The 22,363-nt window shown below is 60.2% G+C and carries 22 protein-coding genes; 2 read left to right on the top strand and 20 right to left on the bottom strand.

Going from position 1 to position 22,363, the window contains the following annotated elements:
- Nucleotides 1–30 precede the first annotated feature (30 nt).
- From ehuB to CFBP5499_RS15265, 8 genes are all read right to left on the bottom strand, one after another.
- A complete protein-coding gene (gene ehuB / locus CFBP5499_RS15300; protein ID WP_080830023.1) occupies nucleotides 31–882 on the bottom strand; it encodes an ectoine/hydroxyectoine ABC transporter substrate-binding protein EhuB in 852 nt (283 codons plus the stop codon).
- A 59-nt stretch (nucleotides 883–941) separates the two neighbouring features.
- Entirely contained in the window at nucleotides 942–1,955 is a 1,014-nt protein-coding gene (gene doeB / locus CFBP5499_RS15295) for a N(2)-acetyl-L-2,4-diaminobutanoate deacetylase DoeB (RefSeq protein ID WP_080830024.1), read from the bottom strand.
- A 4-nt stretch (nucleotides 1,956–1,959) separates the two neighbouring features.
- Nucleotides 1,960–3,138, bottom strand: a complete 1,179-nt coding sequence (gene doeA / locus CFBP5499_RS15290) for an ectoine hydrolase DoeA (protein WP_080830025.1) — start codon at nucleotides 3,136–3,138, stop codon at nucleotides 1,960–1,962.
- On the bottom strand, nucleotides 3,135–4,148 hold the full coding sequence (gene eutC, locus CFBP5499_RS15285; protein WP_080830026.1) for an ectoine utilization protein EutC: 1,014 nt from the start codon (nucleotides 4,146–4,148) through the stop codon (nucleotides 3,135–3,137). Before eutC ends, doeA begins: the two co-directional genes overlap by 4 nt.
- Nucleotides 4,145–5,164 (bottom strand): hydroxyectoine utilization dehydratase EutB, encoded by a 1,020-nt coding sequence (gene eutB / locus CFBP5499_RS15280; RefSeq protein WP_175416796.1) that lies wholly within the window; start codon nucleotides 5,162–5,164, stop codon nucleotides 4,145–4,147. Before eutB ends, eutC begins: the two co-directional genes overlap by 4 nt.
- Before the next feature lie 68 nt (nucleotides 5,165–5,232).
- Nucleotides 5,233–6,681: a PLP-dependent aminotransferase family protein gene (locus tag CFBP5499_RS15275; RefSeq protein ID WP_080830027.1), complete on the bottom strand. Its 1,449-nt coding sequence runs from the start codon at nucleotides 6,679–6,681 to the stop codon at nucleotides 5,233–5,235.
- Nucleotides 6,682–6,848: 167 nt separating this feature from the next.
- Nucleotides 6,849–8,252, bottom strand: coding sequence for an aspartate aminotransferase family protein (locus CFBP5499_RS15270; protein ID WP_080830028.1), 1,404 nt, complete (start codon nucleotides 8,250–8,252; stop codon nucleotides 6,849–6,851).
- Between the two features lie 13 nt (nucleotides 8,253–8,265).
- Nucleotides 8,266–9,744 carry an NAD-dependent succinate-semialdehyde dehydrogenase gene (locus CFBP5499_RS15265; protein ID WP_080830029.1) on the bottom strand — a complete coding sequence of 493 codons (1,479 nt, stop codon included), beginning with the start codon at nucleotides 9,742–9,744 and terminating at the stop codon, nucleotides 8,266–8,268.
- A gap of 119 nt (nucleotides 9,745–9,863) precedes the next feature.
- On the opposite strand from CFBP5499_RS15265, the gene CFBP5499_RS15260 reads away from it, so the two are divergent.
- Complete coding sequence (locus tag CFBP5499_RS15260) at nucleotides 9,864–10,331, top strand: Lrp/AsnC family transcriptional regulator (RefSeq protein ID WP_080830030.1); 468 nt, start codon at nucleotides 9,864–9,866, stop codon at nucleotides 10,329–10,331.
- A 100-nt stretch (nucleotides 10,332–10,431) separates the two neighbouring features.
- Here the strand turns inward: CFBP5499_RS15260 and CFBP5499_RS15255 are convergent, their stop codons facing one another.
- From CFBP5499_RS15255 to CFBP5499_RS15205, 12 genes are all read right to left on the bottom strand, one after another.
- Nucleotides 10,432–10,845, bottom strand: coding sequence for a curlin (locus CFBP5499_RS15255; protein WP_173990888.1), 414 nt, complete (start codon nucleotides 10,843–10,845; stop codon nucleotides 10,432–10,434).
- A gap of 167 nt (nucleotides 10,846–11,012) precedes the next feature.
- Nucleotides 11,013–11,411 (bottom strand): curli-like amyloid fiber formation chaperone CsgH, encoded by a 399-nt coding sequence (gene csgH / locus CFBP5499_RS15250; protein WP_080830032.1) that lies wholly within the window; start codon nucleotides 11,409–11,411, stop codon nucleotides 11,013–11,015.
- A gap of 59 nt (nucleotides 11,412–11,470) precedes the next feature.
- Nucleotides 11,471–11,908, bottom strand: a complete 438-nt coding sequence (locus tag CFBP5499_RS15245; protein WP_080830033.1) for a curlin — start codon at nucleotides 11,906–11,908, stop codon at nucleotides 11,471–11,473.
- A 139-nt stretch (nucleotides 11,909–12,047) separates the two neighbouring features.
- Nucleotides 12,048–12,857, bottom strand: a complete 810-nt coding sequence (locus CFBP5499_RS15240) for a cyclase family protein (RefSeq protein WP_130932567.1) — start codon at nucleotides 12,855–12,857, stop codon at nucleotides 12,048–12,050.
- A gap of 92 nt (nucleotides 12,858–12,949) precedes the next feature.
- A complete protein-coding gene (locus tag CFBP5499_RS15235) occupies nucleotides 12,950–14,062 on the bottom strand; it encodes an FAD binding domain-containing protein (protein WP_080830034.1) in 1,113 nt (370 codons plus the stop codon).
- A gap of 111 nt (nucleotides 14,063–14,173) precedes the next feature.
- The gene (locus CFBP5499_RS15230) at nucleotides 14,174–15,421 is read right to left on the bottom strand and encodes an oxalate decarboxylase family bicupin (protein WP_080830035.1); all 1,248 of its coding nucleotides are present in this window, start codon (nucleotides 15,419–15,421) and stop codon (nucleotides 14,174–14,176) included.
- 1 nt (nucleotide 15,422) lies between these two features.
- Nucleotides 15,423–15,584, bottom strand: coding sequence for a hypothetical protein (locus CFBP5499_RS30490; RefSeq protein WP_233284204.1), 162 nt, complete (start codon nucleotides 15,582–15,584; stop codon nucleotides 15,423–15,425).
- On the bottom strand, nucleotides 15,568–15,876 hold the full coding sequence (locus CFBP5499_RS15225) for a hypothetical protein (protein ID WP_233284203.1): 309 nt from the start codon (nucleotides 15,874–15,876) through the stop codon (nucleotides 15,568–15,570). The genes CFBP5499_RS30490 and CFBP5499_RS15225 overlap by 17 nt, the downstream gene beginning before the upstream one ends.
- A 324-nt stretch (nucleotides 15,877–16,200) precedes the next feature.
- Nucleotides 16,201–16,572, bottom strand: a complete 372-nt coding sequence (locus CFBP5499_RS15220) for a response regulator transcription factor (protein WP_080830036.1) — start codon at nucleotides 16,570–16,572, stop codon at nucleotides 16,201–16,203.
- A 64-nt stretch (nucleotides 16,573–16,636) separates the two neighbouring features.
- The gene (locus CFBP5499_RS15215) at nucleotides 16,637–17,293 is read right to left on the bottom strand and encodes a response regulator transcription factor (protein WP_080830037.1); all 657 of its coding nucleotides are present in this window, start codon (nucleotides 17,291–17,293) and stop codon (nucleotides 16,637–16,639) included.
- Nucleotides 17,286–18,851, bottom strand: a complete 1,566-nt coding sequence (locus tag CFBP5499_RS15210) for a sensor histidine kinase (RefSeq protein ID WP_233284202.1) — start codon at nucleotides 18,849–18,851, stop codon at nucleotides 17,286–17,288. The genes CFBP5499_RS15215 and CFBP5499_RS15210 overlap by 8 nt, the downstream gene beginning before the upstream one ends.
- Before the next feature lie 276 nt (nucleotides 18,852–19,127).
- Nucleotides 19,128–21,422: an FdhF/YdeP family oxidoreductase gene (locus tag CFBP5499_RS15205; protein ID WP_080830039.1), complete on the bottom strand. Its 2,295-nt coding sequence runs from the start codon at nucleotides 21,420–21,422 to the stop codon at nucleotides 19,128–19,130.
- A 407-nt stretch (nucleotides 21,423–21,829) separates the two neighbouring features.
- Between CFBP5499_RS15205 and CFBP5499_RS15200 the strand changes: the two genes are divergently transcribed.
- Nucleotides 21,830–22,348, top strand: a complete 519-nt coding sequence (locus tag CFBP5499_RS15200; RefSeq protein WP_080830040.1) for a Dps family protein — start codon at nucleotides 21,830–21,832, stop codon at nucleotides 22,346–22,348.
- Nucleotides 22,349–22,363 lie beyond the last annotated feature (15 nt).

The raw sequence follows: 22,363 nt of genomic DNA, 5'->3' as shown, positions 1-22,363 counted from the left end.
CGCCCGGCCAGGGCCGAGCGCCTACTGCGGTTACTTGCCGGCGCAGAGATCGGCGACCTTCTTTTCGGCCGCTGCCGCAATACTCTGTTCGGATAGGCCGTATTTTGCGAGGATCTTCTTGTAATCGTCGGTCTTGCGGAATTCGACCAGCGCGACATTAAACGCGTCGCGCAGCTCCTTGTCTTCCGGCCGGAAGGCAAAGCCACCGTAGTTGCGTACCGGCGCATCCTTCACGACAGGATCAACGAAGGGTTTGACCTGCTCGACATTGGCCTGGCCCTTGGCGAGCTCCGAGACCGTCAGCTCTGTTGCGGCGTAGGCGTCGGCACGGCTCTGAACAGTGGGGATGGCATCGGCATTGGCGGGAATGAAGACAATCTGCTCTTCCTTGACGCCGACGGCCCGCAGGAAATCGACATTGTTGGCGCCGGACACCACGGCCACTTTCAACGCTGGATCCTTGGCGATATCGGCATAGGTGGTCAGCTTTTTCGGGTTGCCCTTCTTCACCAGCAGGCCTTCGCCATAGGAGGAATTCGGTTCCGTGAAGGCAACCTGCTTGCAGCGCTCGGGCGAGATGTTCTGTTCGGCGGCCGCGAAATCGAAGCGGCGCGCCTTGAGACCCGGAATGAGCGTGCCAAACGGCGTCACCGTCCAGTTCACCTCCTCTATGCCCATCGATTTCAGAACCGCATTCGCCACGTCAGGGCCGATGCCGGCGGAGGTGCCGTCGGGCTGCATGTAGGAATAGGGCACTTCATTGGCCGTGGCGGCGCGGATATAGCCTTGGCTCTTGACCTCCTCAACGGTCAAGGCGCTGGCTGAGGTTACACCGATGGTAAGGGCGAGGGCGGAAAGCCCGGCAAGTCTGATCATGTTCATGTTCTTACTCCTCTGGTTGGGTTGCGTGGTCCGTTTTCGGATCTCACGGGATTTTTTGACTAGATGTTCTCCGTGACCGTGGCGATGACGGAAAGGCAGTCGCCGGCCTTGATGAGGCCGGGAACGTGGCGCGCTGCGAGCACGCCGCTGATGGACGCGCGGTAATCGACCGGCGTGAGGCCGGTTTTCCCAACAGGGTAGACCCTGGCGATGATCTCACCCGCCGTGACCGCATCTCCCAGATCGCGGACGAAGGCGACGAGCCCGTCATCTTCGGCAAAGGTGAAGCAATCGCTGGAGGGCATATCCAGCCAGCGGCTCGGCGCCGGCGCCGGTGCGCCGGTCAGGATGCCGGCGTGACGCAGCAGGTTGATGGTGCCTTTGCGGGCGATGTCGATCGATTTCGCGCTCGCCGTGCCTGCGCCGCCAAGCTCGGTGGTGACGAAGACCTTGCCCAACTCCTCGACTGTCGTGTCCAGCATGCCGACGGCGTCAATCTCCAGCATCTTCATCGAATAGGGTGCAGCAAAAGCCGCCACCGCCTCGAAACACCGGGCTTCCTGCGTCTTGTCGGGTAATTCGTGAGCTGCGGCATAGGGCAGGAAATCAAGCGTTCTGCCTCCTGAATGGAAGTCGAGCACGATATCCGCGAGCGGTATCAAATGACGGGTCACGTAGTCGGCGATCTTCTCCGTCACGGAACCATCGGCCCGGCCGGGAAAGCTGCGGTTCAGGTTGCCGCGATCGATCGGCGAAGTGCGTGTTCCCGCGCGAAAGGCCGGATAGTTGAGTGCCGGCACGATGATGATGCGCCCGCTCACTTTGGCCGGATCCAGCGTATGAGCGAGCTCGAAAAGTGCCGCCGGTCCCTCATATTCGTCGCCGTGATTGGCGCCTGTCAAAAGTGCTGTCTGTCCCTCGCCATTGGCGATGACGCAGATCGGGATCATCACCGAACCCCAGGCACTGTCATCGCGGCTGTATGGCAGCCGCAGGTGACCGTGCTGTATGCCTTTCTTGTCGAAATCGACCGACGGCGTGATCGGTGAGGGGCGTAGCGCGGTACTCAACATCGTCTCAGCCTTTCACGAAGAGTTGCCGCGGCACATTAGACAGGCATTCGACACCGGTTTCGGTGATTGCGATGCTCTCGGTGATTTCGAGCCCCATGTCTTCCAGCCACAGACCGGTCATGAAATGGAACGTCATGCCGGGTTTCAGCTCCGTGCGGTCACCGGGCCGCAGGCTCATGGTGCGCTCGCCCCAGTCCGGTGGATAGGAAAGGCCGATCGGATAGCCGGTGCGGTTATCCTTGATGATCCCGTATTTTTTCAGCACCGCGAAAAACCCATTGGCGATGTCTTCGCAGGTATTGCCGGGTCTGGCCGCCGCAAGACCGGCCTCCATGCCTTCGAGCGTCGCCTTCTCCGCGTCGAGAAACGCCTGCGTCGGCTTGCCGAGAAAGACCGTGCGCGACAGAGGGCAATGATAACGCCGGTAAGCGCCGGCTATTTCGAAGAAGGTGCCTTCGCCCAAGCGCATCGGCTTGTCGTCCCATGTCAGATGCGGCGCGGACGCGTCGGCGCCAGATGGAAGGAGCGGAACGATGGCGGGATAGTCGCCGCCGAAATCGGCGGTTCCACGAATGCCGGCATCGTATATTTCGGCCACGAGATCGCATTTGCGCATGCCGGGCTCAACGACATCGACAATGCGCTTGTGCATCAGCTCGACGATCTTGCCGGCCTTGCGCATATAGTCGAGTTCAGTCGGGCTTTTCACCGCGCGCTGCCAGTTCACGAGACCGGCTGCATCCTTGAAACGGGCGTTCGGCAGATGTTTCTGCAACGATGCGAAGGCGGCGGCCGAGAAATAATAATTGTCCATCTCGACGCCGACCGTCACGCCTGCCCAGCCCCGGTCTTCAATGATTTGCGACAACAGATCCATCGGGTGCCGTTCGGTCGACTGAACGTAGTGGTCCGGATAACCGATGATGTTGTCATGGGCGAGGTAGGCCGTGCGCTTGGCGCCGTTGGCATCCTGCTTGCGGCCATACCAGATCGGATCGCCATCCGGCGGCACCAGCACGCATTGGTGGACATAGAAGGACCAGCCGTCATAACCGGTCAGCCAATGCATGTTGGAGGGGTCGGTGACAACAAGAAGATCGATGCCGGCCTTTTCCATGGCATTGCGGGTTTTGGACAGGCGCGCGGCATATTCCTCGCGCGTGAAATTCAGCGATACGCTCACGCTGCGTCTCCCATTTTCACACTGTTTTCGATGATTTGTCCGCTATTCGCGTCTTTTGCGCGGGTAAAGGCGAGATTGGCGATGGCGGTATCCTGCACGCCCGTGCCCGTCAGATCGGCGAAGGTGATGTCTTCCCTCGACACTCGGCCCCGTGCCTTGCCGGCAATGATGGCACCGAGTTCGGCAAAGTGTTGATCCGGCTCTGCACGCCCCGCCTCGATGGCGTGGTGCAATTCGCCGAGTATGCGGGTCTGCGAAAGCCGGTCTGCAATATAGCGCGCCCTTGCAAATACCGCCGGATCGATTTCGTTCTTGTGTTCGGCATCCGATCCCATGGCGGTCAGATGCTGGCCTTCTTCCAGCCAGTCGGCAAACAGGATAGGCCTTTCGGCAGGCGTCGTGGTCACGATGAGATCGGCGCCCCGCATTGCAGCCTGTGGATCAGCCACGGCGGTCACCTCGATACCGTGTTCGCGGGCTAGATCGCCTGCAAGCCTCTCAGCCTTTTGATGGTCCCGCGCCCAGAGGCGTGCGGATTGGATCGGGCGTACCAGTTTCAGCGCGTCGAACTGCAGACGGGCCTGCATGCCGGCTCCAAAGATTGCGGCAATGGAAGCATCCTCGCGGGAGAGATGACGTGCCGCGACTGCGCCGGCTGCGGCGGTGCGTACATCCGTGAGATAGCCGTTATCGAGAAGAAGGGCCTCCACAAGTCCGGTTCTTGCACTGAAAAGGATCATCAGACCGTTGAGGCTTGGCAGACCGAGCTTGGGATTGTCGAAGAAGCCGGGGCTGACCTTGATGGCGAAACCGTCGAAACCCGGCACATAGGCCGTCTTCACGTCCACCTCGCCACGAAACTCAGGGATATCGAGCCGCAGGATCGGCGGCATGGCGACCGCTTCGGTTGCGAGCGCTGCAAAGGCCCGCTCCACGCAGTCGATAGCGGAGAGGTCAAGCTTCACGACAGCGCGCAGATCTTTTTCGGTCAGGATGGTGATGCGGCTCATGCGGCTGACCCTTCGATGATCGTCTTATGGACGGCCGGATCGATATTTCCACCCGACACGATGATGGCGGTCGGGCCGGTGATGTCGATCTTGCCGGAGAGGACCGCCGCGAAACCAACGGCGCCGGCGCCCTCGACCGTCAGACCTTCTTCGTGCATCGCGTGGCGGATGCCGGCCGCGATCTCATCCTCGGAAACCAGCACGATCTCATCGAGAAGGGCCTGGCAGAGCGTGAAGGTCACACGGTTGTTCAATCCAATCCCGCCCCCCAGTGAATCCGCCAGCGTTTCTTCTTCCTGAACGGTGACGGGCCGGCCGGCAATGACTGACGCATGCATGGCCGCGCCCCGCTGCATGGAAATGCCGATGACCCGTGCCTGTGGCTTCAGCGCTTTCACAGCAACGGCGATGCCGCCCGCAAGGCCGCCGCCGGAGAGAGGAACAAGCACTGTCGCGAGCTCAGGCATCTCCTCGACAATCTCGATGCCGATCGTCCCCTGGCCCGCCACGACGTCAGGATCATCAAAGGGTGGGATCGCGGTCAGGCCAAGGCTTGCGGTCAGGCGCTCCACCTCTCCCTGTGCGTCATCCTGCGACCTGCCAACAATCCGGATATCTGCGCCAAGCGCACGGATCGCTTCGACCTTGTTCGCCGGTACAAGTGCCGACATGCAGATCGTGGCGGGAATGCCGAGTTTGGCGGCCGCATAGGCCACGGCCCGGCCATGATTGCCAGTGGAGGCCGTGACGAGGCCGCGCCTGCGCGCCTCGTCTTCAAGCGAAAGGATGGCGTTCATCGCACCGCGCAGCTTGAAGGCGCCGATGGGCTGGAGTGTCTCGAGCTTCAGGTGAATGGGGGTGCCGTAGCGTTCGGACAGACTGTCCGAGCGCACGAGCGGGGTGCGTTCCACCTGACCGGCAATCCGCGCTGCCGCCTGCTTGATCGCGGCCAGTGAGACCGGAAGCGGATTTTTGTCAGGGGATATGGACAGGTTTTCGCTCTTCATGATTGTCATGTTGAGAGCGAAGTAAAATCATGTCAATTATTATATTGTAATGATTCAATGATTTTCCGGCTGTCACCTCAACCAATCGAACCTATATCGTAAACCGGCGGCAATTGTTCGAATGCCTGGCGGACGGTGGTCAAAGCCTTGGCTAGGCTCTGCTGGTTGAGGCGGCCGCCAAGACAGATGCGGATGCCGCCGCCATGGCCGGGACCGGCGACAAAGGGTTCCGATGACGTGACCGCGACATTCTGGTTTGTCAGCGCGCGCACCAGCCCATCCTCGGTCCAGTGCGGCGGAACCTTGAGCCACGCACAGAAGGAGAGGGGATGGGTCGAGGCGATGTGCTCGCCGAGAATGTCGCCCGCAATCGTCTGCCGCGCGAGGACTTCAGTGCGTTGGACCTGCAGCAACCGGCGTGCCGTGCCGTTTTCGACCCAGCGTGTGGCGATTTCGGCGGTCAGATAGGTTCCGCTCCAGCTTGACACACGCAGGATCGAGGCGGCACGGATGGAGTAGGCCGGCGGCACGACGAGATAACCGACCCGCAGCCCGGTCAGCACCGTTTTGGTGAAGCTGGTGACGAAGAAGCCCAGATCCGGCAGCATCTCGGAAATAGAGGGCAGGTCATCCTCGATGATCGGGCGATAGACTTCATCCTCGATGACAAAAACACCGTGCCGCTCTGCAATGGCGGCAATCGCACGTCTTCGCTCGGCGCCTGCAATGTGCCCGGTTGGGTTGTTGAGGGTCGGGATGAGCACGAGCGCGCGCACGCCGCCTGCTGTGCATGCCGCCTCCAGTGTATCCGGCAGGATGCCTTCTTCGTCGGTGGGCAGGCCCTTGAGGCTGAAACCCAGGATGTTCGATAGGCCAATAATGCCGTGATCGGTCAGGTTTTCACAGAGAACAACGTCGTTAGAGCGGACGATGCAACTGAGGGCGAGAAAAATACCGTGCGCTGCGCCATTGGTCACGAGAATACGTTCCGCCCCGGCGGTGACGCCCATCATGCCGAGCCAGCTCCGGGCGGTCTCGCGATGGCTGTCCAGACCGGCCACGGGTCGGCACGGACGCATGAAGCCGGAATTGTCGCCCTCCGCCAGTTCCCGAAGGATCGCGCGCGAGGCGGTTTCGTGCTCCTCGAGATAGACCCCCCGGATGATGGAAAGATCAAGCACTTCCGTCGGGCTGTGATCCAGCATCATCCTGCCGGCCCGATCGGTCACCCGCGTCTTGACGAAGGTCCCGCGCCCTATCTCGCCGCTCAGATAACCGAGCCGCTCAGCCTCCTTGTAGGAAAGGCTGACGGTCTGCACCGAAAGGCCAAGCTCGCGCGCGAGATCCCGGTGTGTCGGCATACGATCCATCGGCTTCAGGACGCCGGCGTTGATATCAGCGATGATGCGCTCCGTTAGCGCGGAATGTTTTGTTTCACCCTTCTGTTTGGCCAGGGTCGGTCGCCATACGACCGGTTTGGTTGCGGAAACCGGATCAAGGTTAAGCGGATTGGCTTGACGACGCATGAAATTGTCTCGTTTTTACGAAGCTCATTTCATGACATTATGCATGGTTCCGAAAAAAGATGAAGCCTTAAGCGTTACGCATGACGACTGCACGGCAAATAGGCGCAGTCGTCATGTCATTGCTTTTCGGATAGGCAATACCAGCCGCCGAGTTCAGAGGTGTCAGATCAGATTTTTTCACCCGCCTGAACGAGGTCGTCCATGACGCTTCGGACAGCGGCTTCGGCAATGGCGATGATCTCGTCCACCTCCTCCCGGGTCGTAACAAGCGGCGGCGCAAAGCCGAGAATATCGCCATGCGGCATGGCGCGTGCAATGAGACCGCCGTTGCGCGCCGCTTTGGAAACGCGAGCGCCTACCGTGAGATGAGGGGCAAAGCGGGTCTTCTTTTCCCGATCAGCGACGAATTCGATTGCACCCATCAGGCCGACGCCACGCACCTCTCCCACGATCGGAAGCTGCGCGAACTTCGCCTTCAGCTGCTCCTGGAAATAGCTGCCGACGGATCGAGCATTGCCCGGCAGGTCCTCCTTTTCCACGATGTCGAGCACGGCGTTTGCGGCCGCCGCTCCGATCGGGTGGCCGGAATAGGTGTAGCCGTGCGAGAATGCGCCGACACGATCCGCCCCGTCCTCCATCACCTTGTACACCTTCTCTCCGACGATTGCGCCGGAAAGCGGGAAATAGGCCGAGGTCAGCCCCTTCGCAACGGTGATCAGATCAGGCTCCATTCCATAGTGTTGCGAGCCGAACATGGAGCCGGTGCGGCCGAAGCCGGTGATCACTTCATCGGCGATCAGCAGGACGTCGTATTTTTTGAGAACATCCTGGATAGCCGGCCAATAACCTTCCGGCGGCGGTGTGATGCCGCCCGTTCCTAGCACCGGTTCGGCAATGAAGGCGCCGATCGTGTCCGGTCCTTCACGTAGAATGAGTGCTTCCAGCTCTTTGGCGCGCCGCTTTGAAAATTCGAGTTCCGTTTCGCCGGCTTCCGCACCCCAATAGTGATGCGGAACGCCAGCATGGAGGATGCCCGCGCGCGGCAGGTCCATATGATCGTGATAAAAACTCATGCCGGTCATGGAGCCGGAAACCACGCTGCAGCCGTGATATCCCCGTTCGCGGGAGATGATTTTCTTCTTCTGCGGCTTGCCGCGCAGGTTGTTGTAGTACCAGACCAGCTTGGCCTGGGTCTCGTTGGCGTCGGACCCCGACATGCCGTAAAAGACCTTGCTCATCTTGCCGGGCGCCATCTTCACCAGGCGATCGGAAAGGATGGCCAGTTCGTCCGTCGTGTGGGCGGCGTAGGAATGGTAATAAGCAAGCCGGTAGGCCTGACGCGAAATCGCCTCCGCCACCTCAGTGCGGCCATAACCGACATTGACGCAATAAAGACCGGCAAAACCATCGATCAACTGCTTGCCGTGGGCGTCCTGAATGCGGATGCCCTTGCCGGTTTCAACGATGGTGGGTTCACCGAGTTTGCCGCTGGCGAAATCCTTGAGCTGCGTGAAGGGATGCAGAACGGCGTTTCGATCCATTTCCGCGATTTTCTTGATGTCGATAGTCATACGCAGGTTCCTTTCAGGCAGCCAGATTGCCGAAGCAGACATATTTGGGTTCGAGATATTCCATGAGACCGTGACGCGAGCCTTCGCGGCCAAGGCCCGATTGTTTCCAGCCCCCGAATGGAATAGGCGCGCCGGTGAATTTGGGCGTGTTGACGGCCACCATGCCGTATTCGAGCTGGTCGGTCAGGCGCATCGCCCGGCCGAGATCATTGGTGTAGACATAGGCCGCCAGTCCCATCTCCGTTGCATTGGCGCGGCGGATCACCTCCACCTCGTCATCGAAGGGCAAGATGGCGGCCACCGGGCCGAAGGTTTCCTCGCGGGCGATCAGCATGTCGTCGTTCACATCGGCGAGTACGGTCGGTGTGACGAAGTTGCCGCCGAGCGGACTGTCCTGTCCGCCGAAGACGAGCCGCGCACCGGCCGACAGCGCCTGGGCAATCTGCTGGCGGCACTTTTCGGCGACGGATGGCCGCGTCATGGGGCCGATATCGATACCCGACTGAAGGCCGTGACCGACTGTCAGCCGAGAGGTCGCATCGGCAAATCGCTCAATGAAGCGATCATAAAGCGCTCGTTGAACATAGATGCGGTTTGCCGCAAGGCAGTCCTGCCCCGATGTGGCGAATTTGGCGGCGAGGCAGCCCTTCACGGTCTGGGACAGGTCCGCATCCGCGAAGACGATGAAGGGCGCGTGGCCGCCAAGTTCCAGCGAGGCTTTTTTGATGGTCGCCGCCGATTGCGTGAGGAGTAGCCGTCCCACTTCCGTCGAACCGGTGAAGGAAAATGCCCGCACCTGCGTGTGCTCCAGCAGGCGGCGCGCAAGAGGCGCGGCTTCACCCGGCAGAACCTGTAACACGCCGGCGGGCATGCCTGCCTCCTGCGCCAGTTTTGCCAGGGCCAGTGCTGAAAGCGGTGTTTCCGGTGCTGGTTTGACGATCATCGTGCAACCGGCAGCAAGGGCCGCGCCGGCCTTGCGGGCGATCATGGCGGAGGGGAAATTCCAGGGTGTGATGGCTGCCGTGACGCCGATCGGCTGCATCCGCACGGAAAGATTTCCGCCTTTAAGATGGCTTGGAATTGTTTCGCCGTAGGATCTCTCGCCTTCACCTGCAAACCAGTCGAGAAAGGCGGCAGCGTAAGAAATTTCGCCGAGCGATTCCGCCAGCGGTTTGCCCTGTTCCGCGCTGATGATGGTGGCGAGGTCGCGGGCATTGTCACGCATCAGCCGGCCCCATGCCCGCAGGATATCGCCGCGTTCGGCGGGCAGCATGTCCCGCCATGTCATAAACGCCCCGCCAGCCGCTTCCACTGCCGTGTCAATGTCATCGACGCTGCAGGCAGAAACATCCTGCAGAGGCTCGCCATTTGCTGGATCGATAACGCTCAGCGTTTCCGGGCGCTCTATCCAAAGCCCATCCAGAAACGCGCGATGCTCAAGCAGGTCTGGTCGATTCAGGCTTTTAAGCGCAACGCTGGCGATAGCTTTCATGAGAAGCTCCTTTTCAATTGCGGGAAGCTTACCGGCACAGCATAATTGAACGGCGGCGTTTCTTCGTGCTCACATGCAGAAATAATGCTTATTTAGCTACAATTGCGCAGGAATTATGCATGAGCGAGATAGATAGAGCCGACAGGGCGTTGCTTGAAGCCGTCCAGAAAAACAATCGCCTGACCTCGGAAGAGCTGGCGCAGATCGTTAATTTGTCGCCGACCGCCTGTCAGCGGCGTTTGAAGCGTCTGCGCGAGGAAGGCGTTATCGAGGCGGATGTCGCCATCGTCTCGCCGAAGGCCGTGGGACGGGGCATCACCATGATCGTGCTCGTCTCGCTTGAGCGGGAGCGGGCCGACATCGTCGACCGCTTCAAGGCGGCGATCCGGACGACGCGCGAGGTCATGATCGGATATTATGTCACTGGAGACGCCGATTTCATTCTGGTGATCACAGCCAAGGACATGGAAGACTACGAGGCCTTCACCCGCCGGTTCTTCTACGAAAACCACGATATCAAGGGGTTCAAGACCATGGTTGTCATGGACCGCGTAAAGGCCGGTTTTTCTTTTCCAATCGAGGTGTGATGACGTCTACCGTTTTCTGTCTTCGCCGCCGTCCTGATCCTGGGGCGATCAATTGTCTCTCTTCCGGACCTTAGGGCAGCGGCCCCAGCAGCCGCGTTCCTTACCAGCCATAACTGAAGGTCAGCCCGCTGCCATTGTCGCCATCCTGCACCACATTGGTGTCGGTGTTGCGCCCATATTGGAAAATGCCATAGGCGTTGTTGTTGCCGTTCTGCTGCAGCGTCGCGGAATGGCCATTGCCGCGTTGCCGGATGAAACCAAGGTTGCCACCGCCATTTTGGGCGATGCCCGCTGCATTGCCGCGGCCGAGCTGCTTTATGTCGGCATCCTTGAAGTTGCGGTAAAGCGAATAGGCGCGCAGCCCGGTGGAAAGCAGATCGCCATCGGCGCTGTTGCCGGGTGCGAGGTCGAAGGAGATGCGGCCGCCGGCATGGGCGGGTGCTGCAAATCCGAGCGGTGAGAGGCCACCGACAAGCAGGGTGATGGTCAGAAGTTTCAATATGTTGCGGGCCATTCTTATCTCCATCTGTCAGCACCTTGCCGATGATTCATAATCGCACTCCGCAACTGAACCCGACCGGAATTGCCCATTCACATGTCGTTCAGCGGTTCGGCGCGATCAAAAGAAAAAGGGCGCCTGAACCGGCGCCCTACCAGGTGAAATTTACAGCGTGCGGCGACTTAATCGCCGCCGATCTGCTTCGTGCAACTGAAGCTTTTCCCGTCGATCACGAGATCGAGCACCGCCTTGTAGCGGGCTCCCTTCGAATCGAGCGTCACCGAGCTCAGCAGCTGCGACTGTCCGGCAGCGGCGTTGAAGTCGCCTCCCTGGCTGATGGCGGAACTGCCGCTGCCGCCTGATTTTTCGACGTGAAAGGCGTAAGTCCCACCGGCACCGGTATCGCCCTTGGCGACGGCCTCCAGCCTCACCATGCCCGCCTGCGATGTTGCCTTGATCTCGCAGAGTTTCCCATCGGCCGGTTCCTTGGCTGTCGATATGGCCGCAACGGCGCCTACAGGGAGAAGAGCCAATGCAAGGATTGCCGCCAGGCGGCGCGGGTGTCTGACATTCTGGGGCATGGCACGTCTCCCTGATGATCTGGTGTTCGATATCGATCGTTCACGTCATTGCAATGTCGTTACGGGCAGGCCTGCACGAAGGCCGCGACATTGTCGTTGCCGCCCTGGCTCACATTGGCGCTGCAGCCACGGCCGACCTGAACGCCGGCGGCGATGTTACCATTACCGTCCTGGGTCAGGATGGTGGTGTGGTTGGAGCCGAACTGGCCGATGCCGGCCACGTTGCGGTTGCCGTTCTGAGCGGTGGAACCATAGTTGTCATGTCCTTCCTGACCGACGGCCGAAAGGTTGTGACGACCATACTGGTGGCCGACGATCCGGTTGTAACCGCCATTCTGGTAGGTGCGGATCCGGTTGCCATAACCTTCCTGCGCGCCGCCGGCAGAGTTGGACCAGCCATATTGTTCGATGCGCACATCATTGGCCATGGCGGGCGCCGCAGCAGAGAGGCCAACGAGAGCAACGAGTGCACTTGCAATAAAAGACTTCCGGATCATGACTGTCTCCTCAGGCGGATGGGACCGCGGTTGAACGTCTTTGTTCTAGACGATCCCATCGGAACGGAAGCTGAAGAGACTATTCAGTCGGAGTTCATGCGCCGGCAGCCGCAGGTTTCTCGTGCAAGGTGCGCCGGTATCAGACCAGAGCCAGAATACGCGCCGGCCCACCCGTTCCGCCGCGATGTTTGGGTGCGCCGACGATTATGGTCGCGCCCTTGACCGGCAGAGCCTCGAGGTTGTTCAGGCCTTCGATCCCGTAGCGCCCCGCCGGAAGCCAGGAATTGTGGACGGCGAAATCCGCCGAATTGCCCGGGTCCAGCGACAGCGTATCGACGCCGATGGCGACCGTGTCGCGCTCGAGCAGAAGGTCGGTCGCCGACTTGCTGAAACCAGGGAAGGCAAACTTTCCGGCTTCGTCGTTGCGGAATGACGGACTTTTCACTTTCGTCGCCCAGCCGGAGCGCAAAGCCACGAGCGCACCCGCCGGGATGTCGCCATTTGCAGAGATCCAGCGCTCGATGTCTTCGGCTTCAACAGTGGAATTGGCATCCTCTTTCGCGCGGTCGGTGATGTCGATGATGACCAGCGGCGCGACGAGTTTCTGCGGTTCCAGCTGATCGACGCTCGCGCCATTGGCACTGAAGTGAAACGGTGCATCGATATGCGTGCCGGTATGTTCATAGATCGTCAGCTTGTGAAGCTGATAGCCGTCTTTGGCAATCTCGGCTGCCCACTCGAATTCTATGCCCGGTTTGCCATCGAATGTGGGAAATGTGGAATCATAGCTATGGGTGAGATCGATGACCTGCCGGGGTGATTGCGCCAGCACCGGGGCCGCCAGGCTGCCCGCCGCCATTGCCGTCGCTCCCGCCACGGCGCCCTTGAACAGCAGGCGTCGCGACAGCATGTTTCGTTTCACGTTCTCGATCACGCAGGTATTGCACATGCCTCAGTCCCTCCATTGAGAATTCCCTGCGCAAGCGTAGCGCAAAGGTGGAGTGACGCAAGGCGGCAGCGTTGCCGATTTTTGACCCGTGTTTACATCGCGGTTTCGGCAAGGCGCCGTCCATAGGCGGCAATTGATTTGCCCACCGGCAGGCGGGTTCTCTGATATCGCGAAAGGGCGCTGGGCAGATCCTCCGTTTGCCGCAGGGCATCGCGCAGCGCCATCGCGTCGCCCGCGGCCTTGGAAACGCCCATTGCGGTGTGAGGACGAACAACAAAGGCGGCATCTCCGACCAGCGCGATACGCCGCGACACCATCTGTTCCGCCTCATAGTCGAATATCCCCTGGATGGATGGGGTTTCCTCCGCTTCCACCGCGAGCGCCAATTGCGGCGGTAGAAACGAAAAGGCGTCTTCGCGCAATTGCGCGCGGCGGCTCTCGGAGAGTTCGCCGCGGGGCAAGGAATGTTCGAAATGCCTGCCGTCGCGGCCGGTAAAGGTTCGGTCAAGCTCTTCCGCCGTTGTCGGACGATACCAGACCCAGTTGTAACGGCGCTGTCCCGGCTGGGTCTCGCCGCGTGGCCCGGGCACCAGATAACCCAGAACGTGAATTCCCGGCGCGATGTAGAAAGCGAAGCGGTCCAGCAGCAGGGCCGCATCGGCAGGCAGGTTTGTTTCAGGGACCAGCCCGCGCCAGGCGACATAACCCGCATAGGTGTTTTCCGAGCGGCGGTTGACGGCGCTGCGGATTGCCGAACCCAGACCATCCGCGCCGATCACCAGATCGGCGCGCTCCTCCGTGCCATCGGCAAAGGACAACGAAACTCCCTCCGGTTCTTCGCGAACCGCTTCGACATGGTGTCCGAGACGATAGGTGTCCGCCAGGAGACGGGAGGATACGCGCTCAAAGAGGTAGTCCCAGGAAACCTGCATCTGCGGCGTGTTTTGGCGCTGGGCGACGCGGCCACCGGCATCGAGGTAGATGCGCTCCCTGGCGACCACACCGACATGGGCGACGTCTTCGCAGCCGATCTGTCCGAGAACCTCGAACAGGTCCTGCTGCGGCACCAGTCCCGCGCCGCGTCCGGCGAGGCCGGACGATGAGCGTTCGTACACTCTCACATCGTGCCCATCCTCCTGAAGCAATATCGCCGTGAAGAGACCGGCAAGCGAGCCGCCGGCGATGCGGATTGTCAATGGTTTCATGGCCCGTTCCTGTCTTCCGATATGGATATTGCCGCGTGGAGCCTTGCTCCGATGAGGAACGACCGGCGGATTGGACGTGCCGAAACGCCGGTCAATAGAGGAACAAAATGTTCAGCCCGGCATGATCGCCGGCTGGTTGGCGGGAAATTTCGCCACATCCTCGATGCTGACATTTAGGTGCTGGGCGACCAGCGCCGGCGGGGTGTGCGTCAGCCAGGATGACAGGCTGACCTCCTGGTATTCGGCAGCCTTGAAGACCGCGACGAATTGCAGATCGGTCTTTCCGGTATTTTCGATGATGTGGCCCTGGCTCCTTTTCACGTAACCAATATCGCCGGCGCGGAAATCGGCGGTCTGGCTGCGTGGGCCCGCGTCGAACACGGTCATCCGGCCTTCACCCTTAATCCAGTATTGCCATTCGTCCGCATTGGGATGCCAGTGCATTTCGCGCACGCCGCCTGGCTTGATCGTTTCAATGGCGGCGGCAATGGTTTTGGACACGGTAAACGCGCTGCTGTCCGCAAGGCGAATAACGCCGGCGGCATTTTCCTTCAGCGGTTTTGATGCCGCAAGTTTATAGGTGAAGGGAAAAGGCGGAAGACCCGCGCCGGCAACGGCTTCTTGATCCTTAGAGAGTGGACCCGGCTCCTTGCCCTGGAATATCCAGAGGTTCTGCAACGGAATGTTGCGGAACACATCCTGTGCGACGCCAAAATTCTTGGCCAGCAGTTCGGGGGAGGTATGCGCCAGCCAGTCGGTCAACAGCAGGGTGCCGTATTCGGATTGGTCGCCTTCGTCGAACACGATGACGAATTCGCACCCATCGGGACCAAGTCCCTGCAGCGAATGGGGATAACCGGCAGGAAAATACCAGAGATCACCGGCCTCCACATCCTGCACATAGGCGCGACCCTGCGGATCAAGCACGGTGATGCGGCAGTGGCCATTGGTCATGATCGCCCATTCGGCGGCCCGGTGCCAGTGCATCTCACGAATGCCGCCCGGTCCCAGCCGCATGTTGACGCCGGAGACGGCATCCGAAATCGCGAAGTCCGACTTGGTGACCTGACGGGCCCAGCCGCCGTTCTGGATACGTTTGGCGGCATTGTTGAACGACGCCCAGAAAAGCTGCATGTCGCCGACATCGGTCGCCGGCGGGCTCTGGAAGGATGGAAACTGGTCGTTGATCGCGGGGTTTTTCGGGCCGGGGTCGCTGAGCCCTGCGGCATTGGCATTGATTGCTCCTTCGGCTGGCTGATCGGGATTGCCGAAAGATGCTGCTCCGGCCGTACTGGCGGCAAGGGCAGTGCCGCCGACGGCGCCGATTGCGAGGACTGCGCGTCTGGTCAACGTTTCCATTTCAGAACTCCTTGTTCATGGCGAGTTGGGACGAGGTGTCGATAAAGCGGTGTTGTGATGCGAGCTGGAGCACGGCGATGCGGTCGATCAGCTCGGCATTAAAGAGGCGGTGCTGCAGCTGGCAAAAGGCTTTGGGATCGAGCGTGTCATGCCGGTCCGGCACGGGTGGCGACGCAGGACGTCTTGTCCACGGCCGGAACAGCCACGCCTTCTATTGCATCGCCACCGGTCGCCGCAGGGGCGGAAAGTCCGGCCAGCCTGTCGATCGTCTGCGGCGTGAGGATGCGAAAGGCGCTGGCCGATGCGACGTCCTCGGAGGCCGCAAGCGCCGGTTCGGTATTCCTGATCAGGAGAGCATTGCCACCGAGCACTGCAATCGCACCCAATGCGAACACCGTTGCGACTTTGAGATGACGAGGTTGGCGCTCGTCTGCATTCTGACTGATGGAGGTCATGCCCTGCTCCACAAAAAGGGTGATGGTGCTGCAAGGACCGTCCGGAACGGAGGCGCTTGACTGGAACAAAGGCTACGGCGAGGTGGACGCGTCGGCATCTATACAGAGGTCTAGTTCGTATAGCGGAAGGTGTTGGCGGGAGACATGCGCGCCGGAAGTGATGCGCTCAACGGCAATGCGTGCCCGGACGGCAAGGCGTCGGGGCATACATAGTGACGGATATTCATGGGGATAGGGGGCGGTCAGCGCGATGGAGGGCTGTCTGCGCAGTCTATGAAAGGCGGCGACTGCTCGATTGCCAGGTGGCCGAGCGTCACGCTGCGGTCAGGGCCGCTGGCCGAGAACGGATTCCAGGCATCCGATCAGATTGCCGATATTGACCGGCTTGCGAAGAAAGGCCAAAGCGCCGCCGCTCAGGGCCGCATTCCGGGTGCGTTCATCCTCGTAGGAGGTTACGAATATCATCGGCGGATGGTTACCGCGCCGGTTCAGCTCGCTCTGCAACTCGATGCCGGACAGACCGGGCATTTTCACATCCACGACGATGCAGTCGATGCCCGCCTGCTGCGACTCCAGAAAATGCTCGGCAGATGCGAACAGGCGGCATTCGTAACCGAAGGACATGATGAGATCATCCATGGCTTCGCGAATGGCGGGATCGTCGTCGACGACGGCAATGACGGGAACGGGGGGCAATGAGAGCGACCTTTTCTGTTTCTTTCGTCCTCTATGCGCTCAGGCCCGTTTGAAAGATACCATACTAAGATACAGGTGGTCGGAGCTTCTCGCCGATCAGTTCCGCTTTCCGAACGAGGTCGGCCACCGATCTTGCCTCCATTTTCCGCATGACATTGCCCCGGTGCAGCTTCACGGTGACTTCGCTGATACCGAGCTCGTAGGCGATCTGTTTGTTCATAAGGCCGCGGACAACGGCGCCCATGACTTCACGCTCCCTTGGCGTTAGTTGCTCGGCAAGGGAGGTGACGGCCTCGTTCTGGGCACTTTCGCGGCGGCGTGACGCATCCCGTTCCATCGCAGCCGCGACGGCGTCCAGAATGTCCTGTTCCTTGAAGGGCTTGGTCAGAAAATCCACGGCACCTGCTTTCATCGCCCGCACGCTCATCGGAATATCGCCGAAGCCGGTCATGAAAATGATCGGCATCCTGTTGCCGACACGTTCCAGCTGCACCTGGAAATCAAGGCCGCTTATGCCCGGAAGCCGCACGTCCAGCAGCAGGCAGCCGTGCCGGTTCAGATTGGCTTTTTCGAGGAAAGCGGCGGCGCTGTCGAAAGCTTCGGCGTCAAATTTCATGGAGCGGAAAAGATCGGTAAGCGCCTCCCGCATCGATAGATCGTCATCGACGATGAAGACGATGGGTGAGGGCCGCTCATTCATTGTCTTGCGTGGCTCAGGCATGTTCCATCTCCTGGCTGATCGGCATGGAAATGGTAAAGACCGCCCCGCCGAGAGGATGATTGTCACCGGTAAGCCTGCCGCCGCGTGCTTCCAATGTCGTGCGGCAGATGGAAAGCCCCATGCCCATTCCCGTCTCCTTCGTCGTGAAAAACGGCGAAAACAGCTTGTCTTTCATCTGCACGGGGAAACCGGGGCCACTGTCCTGAACCGCGATCTGAATATTGTCCGTGTCTTCGCGCGCTTTCCGCACCGTGATGGTGCGGTTGCCGATACCCGCCTCGTCCATGGCTTGGATGGCATTGGTGAGGAGATTGATGAGAACCTGCTGCAATTCGATCCTGACGGCCGTTATCGGCGGCGTGGCATGGTTTTCCACATGGACCGTGGCGCCGCTGCGTTCCAGCTCATGTTCGAGCAGGCTAAGCGTTTCATCGATGAACTCATCGAGGTCGAAGGTTTCCACCTTGCCGCTCGTATGGGCGAGCAGGCTGCGTGTGTTCTGGATGATGTCACTGGCGCGCTCGCCATCGCGGATCATGCGTTCCGCCGAGCGGCGGGCGGCCGCGAGATCCGGCGGATCGCGATCCAGCCACCGCAGCAATGTCTGCGCATTGACGATGATGGCACCAAGCGGCTGGTTCAATTCGTGTGAAAGCGATGCGGACATGGCGCCGACGGCAGCCGCCTTGGAGGCCTTAGTCAGTTCCGCCTGTGCTTCCGCCAGCGCCTTCAGCTCCATTTCCCGTTGGGTGATATCCACCATGCTGACCACCACACGGTTGAAGGAGGCCGCTTCGGCGGGGAAACTGATGGACAGCAGCACAAGCTTGTCTTCGCCGCTGTCCGTGCGCACGACCACTTTGTCTTCAAAGACACGCCGGTTGTCGATGATCGCCTGCAACACATCGACGAACTTGCCGGAGGATGAGACGACCGATTGTTGAAGGGTGCCGCGGAGCGAGGAGTCGTAGCCGAGCATTTCCTTGCCGGCTTCGTTCGAAGCAACGACCGTGATGAGATCGATGCATTGTTGCGTGAAACCCGGATTGGCGCGGGCATGGGCGCGCATGTCGGTGATGCCCTGCTGCCTGAGGCCCATCAGCAGAGCGTGAAGCTTCGAATAATCGCGCTCCCAGAGTGCGACGCGCGTTCGGTCGAAAATGGAGCGATAGCGCTCTTCGCTTTCCTTCAGCGCCGCGTTGATGGACAACATCGCCAGCCGGGCGGTTTCCGTTTTCAGAAGCAGCATGGTCGTGACGGCAAGTGCTGCAAGGGCGACGACCAGTCGAAGGGCTGACTGGAAATCCGCGTCCTCTGCATGCGTCGCCGCGTAGGACAACAGGGAAAGAATGGCACAGATACAGGATATCGCGATCAGTCCGGACCGGGTTATCGCCTGTGCGGCCAAAAGGATCGTAATCACATAGAGAACCGCAATCGCGCCTTCTATGTCGGTATATGTATCGACATAAAATACCGCGGCCGCCAGCGCCAACGCCCCAAGGCCAAAGGCCAGATGGTGCGTTCCGCCTTCCGCCTCGCGAGCGCGAAACATCATTGACGCAATCAACATTGTTCCCCCGATGCGATTTTTGAAGACAATACGGGTTTTTCAGCGCAACCAGACCTATACATAGGTGTTGGTTGCCCCCGTCGTCGAAACATCAGGATAGCGGGAAAACAGCGCGGCGATATATCGAAAAATCCGCATATACGGCTGCTCATCCACAGGCCATGCAAGATGGCCGATGGTGAGCTGTCCGTGAATTTGACACGGGGCAGCGGAAAGAAAAGCGCGCAACGACCGCTGGCTTGCGCACCTGTCGTGCGCTCGTCAGGTCGCCGCCGGGCTTATGGTGATCGGAACACCCTTGTAGGAGGGCGTTCCGGACAGGCGATCATAATGGCCAAGCGCAACCAGCGCATTCATCTCCGGATAATAACCGGCCGCCGAACCTTTCGGGATATTGTATTCGACGGCTGTAAAACCCTGCACGAGGTGTCTGTCCGCGTTTTCGGCGCCGATGCCGTGAATGTCGATGCGATCGCCATCCTTCAGGCCACGCTCGGCAAGGTCGCGCCGGTTCATGAAGATAATGTCCCTGCGCCCGAAGACGCCGCGATAACGGTCATCCATGCCATAGATCGTCGTATTGTATTGATCGTGGCTGCGGATGGTCGTCAGGACGAGCGCGTCCGGATTGGAGATGAGCGGATCTTCCTCAAGCCCGGTGGCGATGAGGAAATTGGCCTTGCCGCTCTGCGTATTCCAGCGACGGAAGGAGGCCGCGACGTCAAGGCGGAAACCGCCCTTCACCCGCACCCGGCTGTTGAAATCCCTGAAATCGGGAAAGACCTCTTCGATCTTGTCACGGACGCGGTCGTAATCGGCAATCAGCCAGTCCCAGTCAATTCCGTAACGGTTGCCGATAGTCGCTTTGGCAATGCCGGCGATGATGGCTGGCTCCGATCTTACAAGCTCTCCCGGCGGGTTGAGGAAACCGCGCGAGGCATGCACCATCGACATCGAATCTTCGACGGTCACGGCCTGAGGGCCTGAGGCCTGCGTATCGAGATCAGTGCGTCCGAAGCAGGGCAGGATTAGCGATGTTTTAGCCGTCAGAAGATGCGAGCGGTTGAGCTTTGTCGCAATGTGAACGACGAGATCGAGTTTGCGCATGCCCTCGAAGGTCGCTGCCGTATCCGACATGGCGACGGCGAGGTTTCCGCCAAGGCAGATAAGCACCCGGGATTTTCCAGCAATGATCGCCTCGATGGCTTCGATGGCGTTATGCCCCTTTTCGGCAGGGGGCCGAAAACCGAAAGCCCGTTCCATGCCATCCAGCAGCGCCTTGTTCGGGATTTCGGTAATGCCGACCGTGCGATCTCCCTGCACGTTGGAATGGCCGCGAATGGGCGCAATGCCAGCACCGGGGCGGCCCATATTGCCGCGCAGCAGCAGCAGGTTTGCGATCTGCTGCACATTGCCGGTGCCCTTGGCGTGCTGCGTGATGCCCATGCCATAACAGATGATGACGTTCGAGGCCTCCACGTAAATCCGGGCGACGCTTTCAAGCGCCTCTTTCGTCAGTCCGCTGACAGATGAGATGATGTCCCAGGAGGTCGCGTCGATGTCGGCGCGCAGCGCATCGAGGCCGGCTGTGTGCTCCCCGATGAAGGCTCGGTCGAGCACGCCGGCGCCGCCCGCGTCAAGGCTTTCGGCATCCAGTTCGAACACTGCCTTCATGATGCCCTTGAGGGCGGCGAGATCACCGCCGGTGCGGAGCTGATGATAGGCGGAGGCGATAGGTGTCGAGGACAGCGTCGCCATTTCGATCGGGTCCTGTGGTGCGGCGAAGCGTTCCAGCGCCCGTTCCTTCAGCGGATTGAAGACGATGATAGGGACGCCGCGCTTGGCGGCATTGTGCAGCGTCGTCATCATCCGGGGATGGTTGGTGCCGGGATTGTGGCCGAAGCTGAAGATCGCATCGGCATGATCGAAATCCTCCAGCGTCACGGTGCCTTTGCCGACGCCAATGGATTTCGGAAGCCCGACGCTGGTGGCCTCGTGGCACATGTTGGAACAATCAGGGAAATTGTTCGTCCCATAGGCGCGCACGAAAAGCTGATAGAGAAACGCAGCCTCGTTGGAGGCCCGGCCGGAGGTGTAGAATTCCGCCTTGTCGGGATCATCGAGCTTGTTCAGTTCCTGTGCGATCAGATGGAAGGCATCGTCCCAGGCGATTGGCTCGTAGTGATCGCTGTCGGCATTGTAATGCAGGGGAAGGGTCAGTCGACCGGCATCCTCAAGCTTGTGATCGGTCCACTGCCACAGTTCGGAAACCGTATGCTGCGCGAAAAACTCCGGTCCGGATCGTTTCGCGGTCGATTCCCAGGTGATGGCCTTGGCGCCGTTTTCGCAGAACTCGAAGGATGAGGTGTGTTTGGGATCGGGCCAGGCGCAGCCGGGACAGTCGAAACCCTCAGGCTGATTGGCCTTGAGAAGCGTCATGGCGCCCTGCGCGATGATCTGCTGATGCGCGAGCGTCTTCGCGACGGCCTTCAATGCATCCCAGCCCCCGGCTGGGTGATTGTATTTTTCAATACCGTCCGGCCGTTCTTCTGCCATGTCAGAGGTTCCTTCGATTGTGCGGATTGACGATAGTCATGACGCTAACGCAACTGCGAAAGCGTAAACATAATACTCAGGCATAGGTTGCCTGCGTTCCCGCGGCCTAAATGAAAAAAGGCCGCCTCCTGCGGCGGGGGCGGCCTTGGCGGATCGTGAGGATGATCCGCGGCTCCGGGGAGGGGAAGCCGGAGTTTCTGGCTCCTGCGAGCCAACCGCCCTCGGGCGGGGCGACAGGCAGAAACTATCGGAGGTGCGACTTTGCCGAAACTACACTTAGGTATCGGTTGGACTGTACGAGCAGCCGATTTCTCCCGAGCCATCCTTCTCCCTATTCTCGGTGCCGATCAGACAGCCGCAACAGGGGCGCTCAACAACGAGCGGTCGATTGCCAAAGGAGAACGATCATGGACACGACCACAGCTGCCAAGAACCGCAAGCTTCCACTCGCAACGCCGACCGATCTCGGCACTGAAGCGAGCCGCGAAATCTCCGCTGCGCTGACCGCGCTGCTGGCGGACGTCTTCACGCTCTACATCAAGACCAAGAACTTCCACTGGCATGTTTCCGGCCCGCATTTTCGCGATTACCACACGTTGCTGGACGAACAGGGCGCCCAGATCTTTGCGATGACCGACGACATTGCCGAAAGGGCGCGCAAGATCGGCGGCACGACCATCCGTTCCATCGGTCATATCGCCCGCGTCAAGCGTCTCCTCGACAACGATGCCGACTTCGTTAAGCCGGAGGATATGCTGGCCGAGTTGCGCGAGGACAACAAGCAACTGACCGCCATCCTTCGGCAGACGCACAACCTCACCTCCGACCTCAATGACCACGCCACCACCAGCCTGATTGAAAACTGGATCGACGAGACCGAGCGCCGCACCTGGTTCCTGTTCGAAACCACCCGCCGCGAGCGTTGAAGCCAGGCAGGAAAC

The sequence above is a fragment of the Agrobacterium tumefaciens genome (genome assembly GCF_005221325.1).
Lineage (GTDB): Bacteria > Pseudomonadota > Alphaproteobacteria > Rhizobiales > Rhizobiaceae > Agrobacterium.
Note: the sequence above shows the minus strand (reverse complement) of the source record. Positions and strands in the feature narration are given on the sequence as shown.

Excerpts from the sequence above, each read along its gene's own strand:
- ehuB (WP_080830023.1), bottom strand. The coding sequence starts at position 882 with ATGAACATGATCAGACTTGCCGGGCTTTCCGCCCTCGCCCTTACCATC.
- doeB (WP_080830024.1), bottom strand. The coding sequence starts at position 1,955 with ATGTTGAGTACCGCGCTACGCCCCTCACCGATCACGCCGTCGGTCGAT.
- eutC (WP_080830026.1), bottom strand. The coding sequence starts at position 4,148 with ATGAGCCGCATCACCATCCTGACCGAAAAAGATCTGCGCGCTGTCGTG.
- eutB (WP_175416796.1), bottom strand. The coding sequence starts at position 5,164 with ATGACAATCATGAAGAGCGAAAACCTGTCCATATCCCCTGACAAAAAT.
- CFBP5499_RS15275 (WP_080830027.1), bottom strand. The coding sequence starts at position 6,681 with ATGCGTCGTCAAGCCAATCCGCTTAACCTTGATCCGGTTTCCGCAACC.
- CFBP5499_RS15270 (WP_080830028.1), bottom strand. The coding sequence starts at position 8,252 with ATGACTATCGACATCAAGAAAATCGCGGAAATGGATCGAAACGCCGTT.
- CFBP5499_RS15265 (WP_080830029.1), bottom strand. The coding sequence starts at position 9,744 with ATGAAAGCTATCGCCAGCGTTGCGCTTAAAAGCCTGAATCGACCAGAC.
- CFBP5499_RS15260 (WP_080830030.1), top strand. The coding sequence starts at position 9,864 with ATGAGCGAGATAGATAGAGCCGACAGGGCGTTGCTTGAAGCCGTCCAG.
- CFBP5499_RS15255 (WP_173990888.1), bottom strand. The coding sequence starts at position 10,845 with ATGGCCCGCAACATATTGAAACTTCTGACCATCACCCTGCTTGTCGGT.
- csgH (WP_080830032.1), bottom strand. The coding sequence starts at position 11,411 with ATGCCCCAGAATGTCAGACACCCGCGCCGCCTGGCGGCAATCCTTGCA.
- CFBP5499_RS15245 (WP_080830033.1), bottom strand. The coding sequence starts at position 11,908 with ATGATCCGGAAGTCTTTTATTGCAAGTGCACTCGTTGCTCTCGTTGGC.
- CFBP5499_RS15240 (WP_130932567.1), bottom strand. The coding sequence starts at position 12,857 with ATGTGCAATACCTGCGTGATCGAGAACGTGAAACGAAACATGCTGTCG.
- CFBP5499_RS15235 (WP_080830034.1), bottom strand. The coding sequence starts at position 14,062 with ATGAAACCATTGACAATCCGCATCGCCGGCGGCTCGCTTGCCGGTCTC.
- CFBP5499_RS15230 (WP_080830035.1), bottom strand. The coding sequence starts at position 15,421 with ATGGAAACGTTGACCAGACGCGCAGTCCTCGCAATCGGCGCCGTCGGC.
- CFBP5499_RS15225 (WP_233284203.1), bottom strand. The coding sequence starts at position 15,876 with ATGACCTCCATCAGTCAGAATGCAGACGAGCGCCAACCTCGTCATCTC.
- CFBP5499_RS15215 (WP_080830037.1), bottom strand. The coding sequence starts at position 17,293 with ATGCCTGAGCCACGCAAGACAATGAATGAGCGGCCCTCACCCATCGTC.
- CFBP5499_RS15210 (WP_233284202.1), bottom strand. The coding sequence starts at position 18,851 with ATGATGTTTCGCGCTCGCGAGGCGGAAGGCGGAACGCACCATCTGGCC.
- CFBP5499_RS15205 (WP_080830039.1), bottom strand. The coding sequence starts at position 21,422 with ATGGCAGAAGAACGGCCGGACGGTATTGAAAAATACAATCACCCAGCC.
- CFBP5499_RS15200 (WP_080830040.1), top strand. The coding sequence starts at position 21,830 with ATGGACACGACCACAGCTGCCAAGAACCGCAAGCTTCCACTCGCAACG.